The organism is Nostoc cf. commune SO-36 (assembly GCF_023734775.1).
In the GTDB taxonomy this organism is placed as follows: Bacteria; Cyanobacteriota; Cyanobacteriia; order Cyanobacteriales; family Nostocaceae; genus Nostoc; species Nostoc commune_A.
The window spans coordinates 1,388,153-1,402,645 of sequence record NZ_AP025732.1 but is presented as its reverse complement, the minus strand read 5'-3'; the positions used below and the strand labels follow the sequence as shown (position 1 = coordinate 1,402,645).

At 41.4% G+C, this 14,493-nt stretch carries 12 protein-coding genes and 2 pseudogenes; 3 read left to right on the top strand and 11 right to left on the bottom strand.

Features of this window, described 5'->3' with window-relative positions; genetic code table 11:
- Positions 1–166 precede the first annotated feature (166 nt).
- Positions 167–786: pseudogene (locus ANSO36C_RS06215) on the top strand (TMEM165/GDT1 family protein).
- A 185-nt stretch (positions 787–971) separates the two neighbouring features.
- Here the strand turns inward: ANSO36C_RS06215 and ANSO36C_RS06210 are convergent.
- On the bottom strand, positions 972–1,865 hold the full coding sequence (locus ANSO36C_RS06210; protein WP_251958830.1) for a tetratricopeptide repeat protein: 894 nt from the start codon (positions 1,863–1,865) through the stop codon (positions 972–974).
- A gap of 378 nt (positions 1,866–2,243) precedes the next feature.
- Between ANSO36C_RS06210 and ANSO36C_RS06205 the strand changes: the two genes are divergently transcribed.
- Positions 2,244–3,266 (top strand): hypothetical protein, encoded by a 1,023-nt coding sequence (locus ANSO36C_RS06205; RefSeq protein WP_251958829.1) that lies wholly within the window; start codon positions 2,244–2,246, stop codon positions 3,264–3,266.
- 95 nt (positions 3,267–3,361) lie between these two features.
- On the opposite strand, the gene ANSO36C_RS06200 is transcribed toward ANSO36C_RS06205, so the two are convergent.
- The 8 genes and pseudogenes from ANSO36C_RS06200 to ANSO36C_RS06165 form a co-directional block, all read right to left on the bottom strand.
- Complete coding sequence (locus ANSO36C_RS06200) at positions 3,362–4,531, bottom strand: homocysteine biosynthesis protein (protein ID WP_251958828.1); 1,170 nt, start codon at positions 4,529–4,531, stop codon at positions 3,362–3,364.
- 489 nt (positions 4,532–5,020) lie between these two features.
- Positions 5,021–6,163: an AI-2E family transporter gene (locus ANSO36C_RS06195; RefSeq protein ID WP_251958827.1), complete on the bottom strand. Its 1,143-nt coding sequence runs from the start codon at positions 6,161–6,163 to the stop codon at positions 5,021–5,023.
- A gap of 90 nt (positions 6,164–6,253) precedes the next feature.
- On the bottom strand, positions 6,254–6,445 hold the full coding sequence (locus ANSO36C_RS06190) for a hypothetical protein (protein ID WP_251958826.1): 192 nt from the start codon (positions 6,443–6,445) through the stop codon (positions 6,254–6,256).
- 299 nt (positions 6,446–6,744) lie between these two features.
- Positions 6,745–7,737: a glycosyltransferase family protein gene (locus ANSO36C_RS06185; RefSeq protein WP_251958825.1), complete on the bottom strand. Its 993-nt coding sequence runs from the start codon at positions 7,735–7,737 to the stop codon at positions 6,745–6,747.
- Between the two features lie 375 nt (positions 7,738–8,112).
- A pseudogene (locus tag ANSO36C_RS06180) lies at positions 8,113–9,877 on the bottom strand (WD40 repeat domain-containing protein).
- 409 nt (positions 9,878–10,286) lie between these two features.
- Entirely contained in the window at positions 10,287–11,366 is a 1,080-nt protein-coding gene (locus ANSO36C_RS06175; RefSeq protein ID WP_323374569.1) for an FAD-dependent oxidoreductase, read from the bottom strand.
- Positions 11,342–11,737: a hypothetical protein gene (locus tag ANSO36C_RS06170; protein WP_251958824.1), complete on the bottom strand. Its 396-nt coding sequence runs from the start codon at positions 11,735–11,737 to the stop codon at positions 11,342–11,344. The genes ANSO36C_RS06175 and ANSO36C_RS06170 overlap by 25 nt, the downstream gene beginning before the upstream one ends.
- 59 nt (positions 11,738–11,796) lie before the next feature.
- Positions 11,797–11,967: a hypothetical protein gene (locus ANSO36C_RS06165; protein ID WP_251958823.1), complete on the bottom strand. Its 171-nt coding sequence runs from the start codon at positions 11,965–11,967 to the stop codon at positions 11,797–11,799.
- A gap of 170 nt (positions 11,968–12,137) precedes the next feature.
- Here ANSO36C_RS06165 and ANSO36C_RS06160 point away from each other — a divergent pair, with 170 nt between their 5' ends.
- Positions 12,138–12,815: an SDR family oxidoreductase gene (locus ANSO36C_RS06160; RefSeq protein ID WP_251958822.1), complete on the top strand. Its 678-nt coding sequence runs from the start codon at positions 12,138–12,140 to the stop codon at positions 12,813–12,815.
- Between the two features lies 1 nt (position 12,816).
- On the opposite strand, the gene ANSO36C_RS06155 is transcribed toward ANSO36C_RS06160, so the two are convergent.
- Both ANSO36C_RS06155 and ANSO36C_RS06150 read right to left on the bottom strand, forming a co-directional pair.
- Entirely contained in the window at positions 12,817–13,869 is a 1,053-nt protein-coding gene (locus ANSO36C_RS06155) for an aromatic ring-hydroxylating oxygenase subunit alpha (protein ID WP_251958821.1), read from the bottom strand.
- Between the two features lie 183 nt (positions 13,870–14,052).
- Positions 14,053–14,490: a secondary thiamine-phosphate synthase enzyme YjbQ gene (locus tag ANSO36C_RS06150; protein WP_251958820.1), complete on the bottom strand. Its 438-nt coding sequence runs from the start codon at positions 14,488–14,490 to the stop codon at positions 14,053–14,055.
- Between the last annotated feature and the right edge of the window lie 3 nt (positions 14,491–14,493).

The window sequence follows — 14,493 nt, the reverse complement described above, 5'->3', positions numbered from 1 at the left end:
TCTGAATCAACATACTGGGCGATAAAGCCCTGGTTCAGGTGGCAAATAATCAATATTTGAAAGCGAGACCTTCACTAAGTTCACACCGAAAAGTGTAAACTTGGTGAGGTCTTTTGGCTCTCATCAAGCTTCACATCGGTAAACGATTCTTCAGGAGCTTGAGAGAGTGTTAACAGCTTTTACCGCAGGTTTATTATTAATTACAGTTTCAGAACTAGGCGATAAAACATTTTTTATTGCTGTGATTTTGGCAATGCACCACCCACGGCGGCTGGTATTTATAGGTGTGACAGCTGCTTTGGCGGCGATGACAATCCTTTCGGTGATATTTGGACAAGCGGTATCTTTTTTACCAAAAGTTTTTATTCATTACGCTGAAATAGCTTTATTTATTGCCTTGGTATTAAGCTGTTGTATGACGCTAGTAAGATGTCTAGCGCTGCTTGTGATACAGAAGTTGTACAAGAAGCGGAAGCTGCGGTAAAACAAGCCGATTTGCAATTGCCAAAACAAAAGACTGGGTTGGCAATTGTCATAGAAGCCTTTGTGTTGACATTTATGGCAGAGTGGGGCGATCGCACCCAAATTGCCACCATTGCCCTAGCAGCAGGTAATAATCCCATTGGAGTGACAATAGGTGCAATTTTAGGACACGCCTTATGTGCTGCGATCGCAGTTATCGGCGGCAAAATGATTGCTGGACGCATTTCTGAACGTCAACTCACCTTTATTGGCGGATGCCTGTTTTTAGTCTTTGGCGTCGTTGCTGCCGTTGAGGGAGCGTGAGGGGCAGGGGCAATATGGTTCTGTTAACAAAGTTATCTGTTGAGGCGAGCGGGGGGAGCAGGGGGAGAAGAGAAGCAGGGGAAGAGAAATTGTTTAATAATAAATAACTCTGTTTCCTCCCCTGCCTCCCCTGCTTATCCAAACCGTATTGGGAGCAGGGAGAGAAAAATAATAACCAATCCCCATCATTTAGGCTTACTTTCGAGTGAAGGCGAGGAAGATGCAGCAGGACTAGGAATAGGAGAAACTGTTGCTGCCTTATTAATTTCGTCTCTGTACTGAGCAGGTGCTAAAGCTGCGGCACTATCAAACAAAGGTTTTGCATCTGCATCTTTGCCCTGTTGTTTTAGGAGCATGGCTTTTGCCACAACCGGGCGAAAATCCTTGGGATCTTTCTTAATTGCCTCGTCATATACAGAGCTAGCTTGAGCGTAGCGTTTCTGGGAAGCGTGAACAGAACCTAATAGTACCTGCACGGCTACTGTATCGACACTTCCAGGCTGAATTGTATTTGCTTGGGCTGCATTAGAAAGGGTTTCTTGCAACAAACCAATGGCTGCTTCCGGGCGTTGCTGACTAATCAACAGAGCCACCATTCCTTGCAAAGCCTTCAAATCGCCTGGTTTTGTAGACAAAATCGAGCGATAAGCTTGAGCGGCTCCTTCGCGATCGCCAATTTGCTGTTTGGCTTGAGCTAGTAGCACTGAATATTCTGATTGTTCAGGATTCAGTTTGGCTAGCTTTTCTAGAGGTTCAATCACAACTTGGATATCAGCTGGTTTAACCTCACTTTTTTCTTTTTGACTCAGTAGTTGCAGCCGCGCCTGTAATAGTCCCTTAAGCGCAGTCTGATTTTCTGGTTCCCGTTGCAAAACCTGTTCATAACCCCGTACTTCGTCTTCCAGCTTTGATTTTTGGTCAGCGGAAGTCAAACTGCCTCTGGTGCTAGCAGTATTCTGATTTGAGGGTGGCGTATCATTAAATGCTCCAATGATGGGAATCACCGAAACACCCACAAAAGCAAGAATTGCCAGCGCCAAGATGACTTGAACTATCCAGCGATTGCGTGTTTGAGACACAGTTTTGTCTTTCTCCTGAATTTTAATGACATTATCATTTACACAAATCGTAAAGTTAAAAATTTCCAAAACTTTGCGGAATACCGCCAATTGCCTGTGAATTTTATAACAATTAACTATCCACACTGCTAAAGTAAGTGATGACTTTAGGAGGAGCCGTCAGAATTGTAGCTATGATATGCTTCCGAAACTAGTGTAAAGCCGCTAAATTAGACATTTAGTGTTTATACACTAAATTTAGCGCCTTTAGGATTGTCTAGAGCACCCTAGTGTGACTTTGTGAAAAGCCAATATATTTTCATCAGTCGCACAAATGCTCTTTCCAGCTGCCTTTGTAAAATCCCACAATGGGATGTGTCTCCGCCGCAAGGAGTTTTTATGAATTCCGACCTGATGCCGTTGCCTGAATCCTCCAATTCTTCTGCCTCTAACCAGGGCCAAACTAACATAGAGGCAGCCGCTAATGTTCATATAGCAGCTCACTCCTCTAAACCTGAAAATTCGCCTGTTAACCCCATCGAGACTGACTCAAATGGGAACCTAGTCAATCGACAGCAACCAATTCCGCCTCCCAGCGAGCCGATGCAATATCGTGCGATCGGGTTAGTCCGGGGTCGCTATCATGCTAGCAGCGAACAATTTACTCAAGGTACACTGCTGACTACAGATGGTGTAGAACTCAATGCCGTCCTCCTAGGCCGGATTATGAGCTTAGTCAAGAATCACCTAGACTTAGAAAAAGAACATCTGTGGGTAGTGTATCCACGTACAAGACAAGAAAATGATACCTTGCACATCCAAATCGTCGGAGTTTGGGAGCCAGAAAATCTGGCTAAAAACTCAACAGATGAGGACGAGTCAGATTTTGAGTTGCAATTACAGACACCCGATGATGGCTTATCCGAAAATTCTGAACTAAGCACAATTGCCGTAGTACCCTCATCAGAAGTTGTAGATGGTGGTTTTTCTGTTCGTGGTGAAGTAGTATACCAGTCTTTTGATGCTAAAAGCTTGGTAGTCAAAATTAGACAGGCTCCTCGTAAATCAACTGATAAACCTAAGTATTTTAAGTTGAAATTGAGGGGTGTGCTGACCACCAAAGCAGTAGGAAAATTCTGGGACTTCCAAGCCAAGCGAGAAGCTGATGTTTTGGTGGTAGAAAAAGCTGAGGCGATCGCTGACTTGCCCAAAAAACGCAAACCACCATTCAAAGGTGGCCCTCGTGCTGGCGGTGGCGGTGGTGCTGGTGGTAGAAAACCATTCCCCCCCAGACGCAGTGGCGAAACTCCTCGTCCCATCAAGAAAACAAGTACAGGCGGCGACCCCTCAGTGGTGTCAAAACCTATACCAAAAACACCTGCTCCTAAACCCATTAAGCGACCGAAACCAACTCAAGACTAGGGAATTGGGGATTGGAGATTAGGGATTATTAGATTAAATATTAGGGTTCAACTAATTTTTTCCATTCCCAATTCCCCATTCCCCATTCCGCACGATCAAAAATCCGTCCGACGGTCTTGGGGTAGAAAAGATCGCTCCATCGGAATTGGAGAAACTGGTTCTGTAAGGGTAAAGGTACCTGCTTCGATCCACTTTTTCAACTCTAGGGCGACTTGCCTAGAAAAAAACAGACTCGCTAAGGGGGCAGAGCGTATTGCTTTGCCCTCAATGGTGATCCTCCCAGATTTAAGTTGGGCGTAACTCACCAAACCAAAGGTGGGACGGACGCGCCGGGGAATGGAAAAATCCACTATCGGGGCTACCAAGTCTTGATCTTGGACGGCACAGTGTTCAATTACCAGTTCATTTAATACTGGTAGTGGGACACCAACGCCTAACATCAATGAGGGGCCATAACTTTTGAAGTAACAACCCCGCACCCAATGAGCATCCATTTGCTTGGCATCACCAATTAAAGCTAAAGTGGCGGAAGGCCCAATCGGTGTCCGATTAGCTAAACGCTTTTGTAAGGGGAAGTGCTGAGTGCCTTCCCAAGCGACATAGCCAATACCACCGCCTAAAAAAATTCGAGTACCTATACCAACGAGTTGCAAATCTGGGTCGTTGAGTAGGGGAGAAATAGCACCTGGGTTGGAGTAAACGGCATTCCCCAGACGCGGTTGTAAAGGGCCGAGATAGGTGAAGAGGGGGCGATCGCCACCATTTACACCAACAATAAAATTTTGATAAAGATTGCGCGGATTGAATAAATAGAACTGATTAATTGTTTCGCTGGTGATAGTAGTTTCAAAAGTTGCTCTGGGATAACAATCTGTTACTTGTCCTTGGGCTTTTACGTGTATAGGTTTACCAGCGATTAAATCTTCGATTATATGACCACCGCCACGTTCTCTGACTTCTTCACCGTCTGTAGTCTCCACAGCAGAACTCGCACCCACATATAAATCTACTGCCCCAAAACCAGAGTATGCTGGCACACCGTCTAACCAGCAGCGACGAATTTTTATTGGGGGGTCAGTATGTCCCAAATTGATAATTGCACCACTTGATTCCATTGGCTCAAATGTGCCAGTGGTAACTACATCAACTTCTTTAGCAGCTTTAGTAACACCGATTTCTACAACTCGTGCTTTTAATTCTTCAGTTGTCAACACTACCGCACGTTGGCGGCTGATTTTCTCGTTAATTTCTGCAATTGTTCGCATCTTATCAGTGCTAGCGCTTCCTGGTAGGGGAGTAGGGAAAAGAAATTTTGATTGCTCCTTGTGAGCGCTCCAGAAGTTAAATATACGTTATCCAGAACTTTTGTAGAGACGTAGCAGTACTACGTCTCTATATTTTCACTAAATGTATGTCTATTCATCTCGAAATATTTGCTGCCAATCTCTGCACGATAGCAACAAAAGGCAAGTCAGCACAATTCGCAATTCGCAATTCGCAATTCGCAATTCGCAATTAATGCCCCAGGATTTATCCTGAGGCTTGAACCCTGCATTGTTTAAAACTTATCTATCCATAAATGAATTTAGGGGCTTGTACCATCAAGGAAGAATTGGTCAAGCATTAGAATAATTTATTTTTGAATTTTGAATTGTTATTATTGTAATTTGTCACGCTAGTTTTCAGGGTTTTTAGTCAGTACTTTAGCGTTTAGAAAATAAGGGCTAAAGTCCTGACTACCAACGGGCTTAATCTTATTTCAAGATATCATCACCAATTGAGGGATTCTCATTTATATCTGGATTTTCTGCCGTCCAATGATCATCTGCTGCGGGAGATTCAGAAACTATAACCAGTTCCCTTTCTTTTAGATGATTATTTCCCCATTCATCTAAAACATCTTTAATTAACACTTCTTGCAACCAAATCTTAGCGACAACAGTTAGAGGTAGCGCCAGAAATAATCCGAGGAATCCAAAAAAAGTAACGAAAAATAATTGGGCTATTAAAGTTACAGCTGGCAGCAACGAAACTTGTTGTGCCATCACAATTGGCGTGATGAAATTACTTTCAACCTGTTGAATAATAAAGTATAGAATTAAGACAGCGACGACTTTCCAGGGATCATCCAACAGTGCGATCGCCATTGCTGGCACTACACTCAGCGTTGGGCCAAGGTTGGGAATTAAATTCAAAAATCCTGCTAAAATTGCTAAAGCTAGTGCTGCTTTTATACCCAAAACTGATAAGCCAATTAGACTCATCAGCGCCACTACAAACATGGCAATAAAAGCACCTGTAATCCATCCCTCTAGAGAGACTTCGCATTTATTTAAAATTCCTTCCACCCGCCGCCGATAAAATGAGGGGAAAAGCCGTACAAAGACTTTGCGGTAAGCCACGGGATCGGCTAATATCATTCCTGTTAAAACCAACACTAGCAGAATCTTGAGAACAACTTCTAAAGAGCCAGATACAAAGGCGAAAGAGTTTCCTAGTACCCGATTGACGAAGGGCTGTGCTTGTTGGATGAGGCTATTGATATCTGGAATGTAAGGAACTAACTCGTCAGGGATACGAGTTCTCAGGGCATCAAGCCAACCATTAAAGCGCCCAAACCCTTTAGGAACCTGATATGTTAGTTCTTGAAACTGTTGTGCAAATGGCGGCACAATTAGCCAGAAAAAACCCACGACACCTGCTAAAAAGATAGCTACCGCTAGCAGAACGGCGAATCCACGCTTCATTCCAAAGCGTTGGAAGCGTTTTGCTAGCCGATTTAAGGTTGTGGCTAATACAACTGCGGCAAACATTAGCAAAAGCACTTCCCGAATTTGCCACAGGATGTATAAAGAAAGAACTATGGCGATTAAGCCGATCCATTGACCGAGGTTCACAGGCTGACTCCCAACGGTTGGCGAGATGCAATTTTATTGTAATTAAGCTAGGTTAGCTGATTTTAGTAACTTCTGCGTAGATAGTTTAAGTTAATTTTGTTTCTGTGCTTGGAATCGCCACAGTAGCGCGATCGCTATAATCACAATTGGCAACAATACTATAATTAGCGCGTTGCTTGCTGTCGCCGGAATTGATAGGCTAGGCCCTGCATACTTAATCAATACTGATAATAAAGCCGAGAGTAAAAGCAGTTTCAGAACCAATCCTAGTTGATTTTGCATAAAAGTACAGCATACAAATTTTTGTGGTACACAAGGATTTGGGCTGTACCGCCCAGTTTCTACAATAAACCTACAGATACAATCCTTGTGAGTTTCACAAAAATATAATTTTTAATACCTGCCACGAGCGAAGGACGGGAAGTTTTGGTTTGTATCTTCTCAGGTTCGATGAAAATTTTTAAGTGCTGCCTGAACCGCAGACAGCACTTTCTATGCAAGTAAAGTTATGCACAAAGTAACCAGGGCAGCCTTTGAGTGATTTAGAGTAAGTACAAAGGGATGCCGAGTCTTCCCAAATTTTATTTGCTACGAATTAACTGAGTTTTGTATCTACTTTTAATCAACTCAGGTACTTGCCTCAAAAGTTTTTTCACTCTAGCTTGAACATACTGAGGATTTTTAGGTACACGTTTTGCTATATACCTTAATAAGGCAATTTGATAGCCAAACTTATATTTAATTGTGGAGAGTATATCAGACTTGATCTCGTTAGTGGAACCTTTATTTAGGTTTTTTAATCTTGATACTTCCCGATGATATACGGGATGTTCTCCCCAAACGCAGGCAAAGTGTACAAGAGCAGGAGACACCACCTCATTGTATTTTTGAAAACTAGATTTACCTTTAATAGCATCTATATCAAAAGAACCACGAAGACCAATAGGTGTTCGCATCATCTGACCATAATCTTCAAACATACTTTGATTGTGTAGCATCATCGCTATACCAAAAAGACGTTCATCATTAGGGCCATCACCACGAAATTCACCAATACCTAGCTTTTTCCAGTCGCTCGAAAATTCTAGCGCTGTTTCAAAAAATGCCTTAGCAGTATCGTTTTTCTCGAAATAATAAATACCTCCATTAAATTTAGGTAATTTTGTCAGATTAAATCGTTTGAGGATGTCATCTAATTCAACGAAATTATCTTTATCACCTGCTTTAAGATATACATTACCTGGCACACTAAAACTTCTACCTTTAAAATCATCAAAAATAAAGTTAATATCTTTTACTGCTATGCAATCACTATCAATATAAAGTGTATTTTCAAATGGAGAGTAATCATAGACATGAAGCTTTTGTCTCACATTAGAACCGTATTCTTCTTTCATAGTTATAACGTAATCAAAAAGTTCGAGTAACTCTTTATCATTTTGATTGTCAGTAACAATAGCGCGGGGAACATTTGGTGAATGAAGACGTAGAGAACGCGCTAGTGACTTTGCCATTTCTATATAGTAAGATGCCCCGTAAGCGTAGGTAATAATACCACGTTGTGAAATAACCATTGCTTTTTCCTTAATTATCAGTATCCGAAACTTTTGTTTTCTACTTGCATTACATTCTTGACAGTTCAAAGTCATAAACAATTTGTCAATCAAGTAATAGTGCTTAACATATTGGCGAAAATAAGGGTGGAAAACACAATTTTTAAGTTAGCGATGCTTATGGCAGGGTGTTGGGTGACGCTTTATGTGAAAAAGCATCACTCATTTTTGTCTTCAAAACCCCGTGTAAGATTGAGTTTAATACCCACACACTGAGCTAATTTACAGCCTAAGTGCTACTGACAAAATTAATTTTGTTTTAGACTGCCAAGAATGCTTGCATTATAACTTACATACTGACGAAAATCTACTGATATGCATGAAGCTTATCTACTCCTAACTTCGTTGCCAAATTTTAATTGTCTTATCTAAACTCCCGCTAACCAACATCTCGCCGGAAGCTGTGAAGGCTAATGCTGTAACTATATTCCCATGACCTGTAAAAGTACCGAGCAATTCCCCAGTTTGTAGATGCCACAACTTGATAGTTTTATCAGCACTACCGCTAGCGATTATTTGCCCATCGGGACTTAAAGCGATCGCATATACTCTATCTCTATGTCCTTTAAGAGTATGCAGTAATTCTCCAGTCTCCAAATGCCAAATTTTAATCGTTTGATCCCAGCTACCACTCACCAGCAGTTTACCATCTGCATTGATTGCTAAGGAACGAACGATGTGAGAATGACCCATGAGGGTATGTAGTGGTTGTGCATCCTTTAAACTTTTAATCCCAGTTTTGGGTAAGGTACGCCAGACTTTGATTTTGCGGTAGCTACCTGTCACCAAAGTTTCCCCATCTCGACTTAAAACCAGGGAATGAGCAGCTGTATCATCTAAAGAAAGTGCGATCGCTACCTGACGTTGCATCAAATCCCAAAAAAGAATTTTTCTATCATCTCCGCCTGTGGCTAACATTCTGCCATCTGGGGTGAAGGCAGCACACCGCACTACCCCATTATGTTTGTGCAAAATATCTATCAAGTCTAGTGCGCCTACGTGCCAAAGCTTAATGGTGGAATCTGCACCGCAACTCACTAAAGTCTGTCCATCGGAACTAAAAGCTAGGGAATTGACTTCATCCACTAGCCCAGATATTACCCAAGGATACTCTGATAATGTATCTATTAATTCACCCTTGCTTAAATCCCAGAGTTTCGTTTCTCCCCGACTACCACTTGCCAATATGGGTAAGGCTTTGCCATTCTTACACCCAGAACTGAAAGCTAGACAATTAATGCCTCTGGTGTGTCCTTGCAAAGTCTGCCAGCATTCCCAGTCACCGACTATATCCTTGAGGCAATGCTCTGATGGTAGAGTTTGTATTGTATCTGCGAGTACGCTTTCTCACTAATTAATGGCGACGTGTCTTTTTTGCCAAAAAGTGATTCTAAATACCAACTTAACCCTCCTGCATACAATAAGTTACTCGGAGTTACATACAGTTTTGGTTCAGTAAATTCAAGTTGATTTGTCGGTAAAAAACCTGTTATTATACTTTGCCTCTCGTACCTAAATTACCTGTAGAAGGATAAAACAAACACAGAAAAATTAATACTTGGTGATTTTTCAAATCTTCTTGAGTAATCGACCACTTAATTTTGTCTTTCTTAATACCATTAAAACTTTCTCCATCAGCAACGTAAACTTGGATACTTAGCTGAGGATGATCTTTGAGTACATAAGAAAATTTGCTTTCACCACACAAATTTCCCTCATCATCTAAAATCATGTTTTGTAAGGTATCTTGCGACACCTTTTTTACCAATTTGCCCAAGCGTTCAGCCATTACCCCATCAACAAGATGCTCCCGCAAAAGATAATCTTGGGCTTGTTGTTGGAAGTGTTTGGGAAAAGGTATTGTCCAGTCGGGAGGTTCAGGATATTCAGACGGTGTAGGCGGCGGATTTTTAGCGAGAACTTCTGCTTGTTGGCGAGAAAGCTCTTGGAGTCTAGCCAATGGCTCACCCCAAAAACCCATAACTTCAGTGTGACAACCTTTAACTTGACTTTCCAGCAAAGATAAGTCATAAGTTTTAGGTTTTTTCACACGTTGAAGGAAGTCAGTTTGTTGAGCTTTGAGTAAGCTAATCCAATCCATCTGCATTCCTACGGCAAACTATTGCATACCTACGGTAAGCTATACCAATGCAATTATTCAAGTTTATAACCTTTTAAAAATTTAGTAATGTTAGTAGTCTAATAAAACACAGCCATTAGCAGATGTTTACAGGAAAGATAGAGATTATTGCACTTAGATATTTCATGAACTAATGCAGTTGAAGTATATAGAATTAAACGATGTCAGTCAATTCTAACGGAGATAGAGAACGAGATACTGTTTCCCTAGAAACAGTTATAGCCACAAAGGAAAGTTTAAAATGACACGGATTTCCAAGGTTGCGGTAACTTTAAGTCAACAAATACTTACACAAAAACAACCTAGTACCGCAAAGCTGAAGTCAAAAGTCACACGTAATTGTATTCCGAGCTTCTTGCACCATTTGAAATCAATAAATACTTACTAAATCCTTCAATACTAAAGCCAACAACCCACAAAGGAATATTATACTGAGTATATAAAATGTTTTGGTGGTACGTTGAACCATAACCCAGATTTGCTGGTAGGAAAGTTGATAATTCTGGATGAGAAAGAATGCTGGAGGATTAAATATAAAGGGTAGTAACCGACTAAGTAAAAGTCGCAGAAAAAAGTTGACATACCACACCAACTTGCCAAGCGAGTTTTGGTTATACTGCCAGGGATAAGCAGTTTGGGCAAGGTATACCAAGGCTTTTGTATCAGGTAAGCGTAAAGATTCGTATAAAGGCAAACTACGCGAGAGTTCGTCGTTACTTTGAGAAAGTGCCTCATTTAGAATGTACACATCCTCCAATGCTGAGTTTACCCCTTGTCCAATATCTGGAGGAAAGCAGTGAATGGCATCTCCTAAAAGTATTATTCCAGAAGATGAAGACTGGGGTATCTCAAGACATCCTGGTTCGTGCATTAACAACAAGTGCAATCCAGAACAGTATTGAGGAATGGGGAAGTAAGCGCCTTCACTTTTAGCAAATCTCTCAGCCTCTTCAGGTGATACTATTTGACGTATAGGCAATTGTGGGAAGGCTTTTTCAAAAAAATTGTACAGTTCCTCAGAGTTTTTCAATTCCCATATTTGGTGGTCTGGGTATTTAATAATATTTGCAGAACGGGGTTCATCTGGGTTTTTAAGCGGCAATATGCCAAGAGAAACAGAACGCTTGCGACCTCGCAAAGCTCCAGGAATTGCGTATGCCATAGTACTCACGGCGTGTTCGTTACTACTATGAACCAGAGGAAAATTTGGTGGCAGGGTTAACACTTTGTATCTCAGGCACGAACTGGGCGAGGGAAAAAGCTTCATCTCAAATCTGTCTGATGTAGGTTTATCCCAGTCTTTTAATGTGTTACGGACGATGGAGTGAAGACCATCACAACCAACCAAAAGATAAGGTTCAAATGTGACAACCTTACCATTCTCTGTATGGACAAAAACTTCTAAATTTTCTTGTTTTGAGTTATTTATAGCTTTTTTGTTGATTTGCACACATTTTGCACTGAATCAGAGGAGTCGCTAAAAGTATCTCTTGCTTCGATCTGTTTAATTTTCATTTGCAAGTTTAAGTCATCACTGCTCACAATTGTTTCTAAATTCGCTAATCTCTGCTCTAGCAGTTCTATTTGCTGCTGTTGCAAATAGTTAGTTTTTGATTTTTGCTCATCAGAACGCCAAACAGCAACTGTACCAACAGCTGCGCCACCAATTGCAACTAAAGGAAGAATAGCACCGCTTCTAGTAACGGCTGACAGTGGGATGCAAACTCCGAGAATAGCTACTGTAACTACCCAAATTCTTGTGGTGGCAGATAATCTGACATCTTGGTATTGTTCTAGATTGGCTTGAGATTTTTTAGCCATAAGTTTATCCAAAGAAAAGTTATTTGTTAGATTGGCACAATTGGTGATTAGAATACTTCCTACAATTGGGCTAAGTACAGCATTTCATTAATTTGTAGCGAATTAAATTTGGCAATACCCTGCAATGCCAACGCATCACCTAACAATGCCAACGCATCGCCTAACAATGCCAACGCATCGCCTAACAATGCCAACGCATCGTCTAACAATGCCAATGCGTCCCCTTGCATTAAAAACGCTACGATTTTACGCAAAGCTGTACTAAGTAAATTTTAAGTAGGGTGTGTTACGGCTTTAGCCTAACGCACCATGTCATATAGGGGTGTCTTAGGCGCTCATGTGATGTTTTTCGTGACAATCCTCTGATAAAATCCTTTGAGCGTAAATAGTTAAATTTATTATGACAAGTGCATCTTATATTTTTCTGGCTGGAGCAAGTCGCGGCGTTGGTCGAGAAATTGCCCAATATCTGACAGCGCAACAGCTAAAGGTAAAAGCACTCCTGAGAACAGAAGCAACCGCTAGTGAACTAGAAACAATCGGTATTGAGGTAGTTTTGGGGGATGCCTTGAATGTTAGCGATGTAGAACGCGCAATGCTTACAGATGAACCTATTCACACCGTTATCAGTACAATTGGCGGTTTACCATCAGATGTAGAAAGACCGGATTACCCTGGTAATAGAAATCTGATTGATGCAGCAGTTAAAGCTGGAGTGCAAAAGTTTATTCTTGTATCATCCATTGGTGCTGGCAATAGTGTTGTTGCTGCGTCACCCCAAGTTTTAGCAGTACTGGGAAAAGTTTTAGCTGAGAAAGACAAAGCTGAACAACACTTAATTGCCAGTGGACTCACCTATACAATCATCCGTCCTGGTGGACTCAAGTCAGAATCAGCAACGGGTAATGGTGTTTTAACTGAAGATCCGCACATTATTGGTAGCATAAATCGTGCAGATGTGGCACAGTTAGTTGGTCGCTGTTTGAATAGCCAACGCGCCAATAATAAAATCTTGTCCGCCGTAGACCGAAATATGCTATTTGGGCAAAGAGAATTTGCAGAATTTACTTTGGACTAATTTAAGCACGCCACCGGAGTATTTGACCCTTGACAGGATTCACAAATTCTCGTCCTTCAGCGACAGACTTAGCATACTCCCGCTTTAACTGGTAATACCACTGCGCCTGCATATCTGAGTCTTTAATCAGCCGTAGCACAGGATTATATTTCAAACCAATTTGCTGCTTTTCTACAACCGTTCGGTCTTGATCAATGAAAGTCCGCGCCAGCACATGTAGTAGTGGCTTGAAAAATCCCACCCAAGGAAGTGTCCAGTAAAGAGCAAAAGTTACCTCAGTTTCGGTGTCCGAAATTGGTGTAACTGCCGTCAAATTAACGACTCGATGGTTGCCAATTGTGGTTTCTTCGATTCTGACTCCAGGTAAACGAAAAGAAATCTCCGTTTCCGGGATACCACCGCCAATCAGCCAGTATAATCGACCCCCATTCTCTGGTAATCGGTGTCGTCGCATTGTGAAGCCGTAAGGCGAAGCATCAAATTGCTTTACTTCCTCGTGTAATTGTTCACTTCGCCACCACCAAGCGCGATGAACATAAGGTGAATGAGCAGGGTCCATCAGACCTACCACTGCGTGATCTATAAAACAAGGGAATTTTACCACTTTTACGAACTGGTGAGAGCGATCGCCAAACCCTGGAATTACCGGAATTTCCATCTCAGAAGCAGGTTGAGGGTTATCGGGATCAGCTATATATATCCAGATATTCCCTTGGGCTTCTCGGATTGCATAAGACTTTACGTCGAAGCGGCTCAAATCCATCTGCTGTTCCTCCACAAGAGAAGGTATCGCAGTACAGCCCCCACCGGAGTTAAAGCGCCAACCGTGGTAACAGCATTCAACTTCCTCCCCATTGAATCTTCCACAACTCAAGGGGACACCACGATGGGGACAAATGTCTGTCATAGCAGACACTTTACCATCCTGGCTGCGAACTAACAGTACCGGTTCTCCTAAGAAAATGCGGCTGATCATCATACCTGGCTTGATCTGATCGCTAGGCAAAGCATAGTACCAAGTATTACGTAATACAAAATTATCGTTATTTTTCATAACTAATGGCCTCTGCCTTTGACACAACGAAAGTCCTGGTTTGTGGAAAGGAAGGTGATGCTGGAAAACATTCTTTCAGATTTTTAATTGCTGTAGGTAAATTCAACTGATACACTTTTTGGTCGTGTTCGTAATTCTCTCAGATTTAGGTTGTTCTGGGAGAATTGCAGGTTTAAAATTGCATTATTCGCCAGAAATTTGTACAAATACTGTTCTTTGACGCGGGCCATCCAACTCAAAAAACAACACAGATTGCCAGGTTCCCAAAGCTAATTTACCATCCACAATGGGAATTATCTCACTAGTGGTCAGCATCATTGCCATTAAATGAGAGTGAGCATTAATCGGCTCATCTTCTGGGACATCTCTTAAATGTAAGTCATTATGCAAATAGCTGTCTGATTCCGGTGCTAATTTTTGCAAGAATACTTTTATATCTTCTAATAATCTAACTTCATTTTCGTTGATAGATAACGCTGTTGTAGTGTGTTGAGAAAATACTAAAACTTGTCCATTTTTAATAGATGTTGAGGTAATAAAATTTTGGATTTGTGGTGTAATATTATAAATATTAATTTTTGGCTCAGTTTCAATTTCAATTAACTTATTAATAATTGACATCTG

Coding starts and splice junctions, on each gene's coding strand:
- ANSO36C_RS06205 (WP_251958829.1), top strand. CDS start 2,244: ATGAATTCCGACCTGATGCCGTTGCCTGAATCCTCCAATTCTTCTGCC.
- ANSO36C_RS06200 (WP_251958828.1), bottom strand. CDS start 4,531: ATGCGAACAATTGCAGAAATTAACGAGAAAATCAGCCGCCAACGTGCG.
- ANSO36C_RS06190 (WP_251958826.1), bottom strand. CDS start 6,445: ATGCAAAATCAACTAGGATTGGTTCTGAAACTGCTTTTACTCTCGGCT.
- ANSO36C_RS06185 (WP_251958825.1), bottom strand. CDS start 7,737: ATGGTTATTTCACAACGTGGTATTATTACCTACGCTTACGGGGCATCT.
- ANSO36C_RS06170 (WP_251958824.1), bottom strand. CDS start 11,737: ATGGCTAAAAAATCTCAAGCCAATCTAGAACAATACCAAGATGTCAGA.
- ANSO36C_RS06165 (WP_251958823.1), bottom strand. CDS start 11,967: ATGCAAGGGGACGCATTGGCATTGTTAGACGATGCGTTGGCATTGTTA.
- ANSO36C_RS06160 (WP_251958822.1), top strand. CDS start 12,138: ATGACAAGTGCATCTTATATTTTTCTGGCTGGAGCAAGTCGCGGCGTT.
- ANSO36C_RS06155 (WP_251958821.1), bottom strand. CDS start 13,869: ATGAAAAATAACGATAATTTTGTATTACGTAATACTTGGTACTATGCT.
- ANSO36C_RS06150 (WP_251958820.1), bottom strand. CDS start 14,490: ATGTCAATTATTAATAAGTTAATTGAAATTGAAACTGAGCCAAAAATT.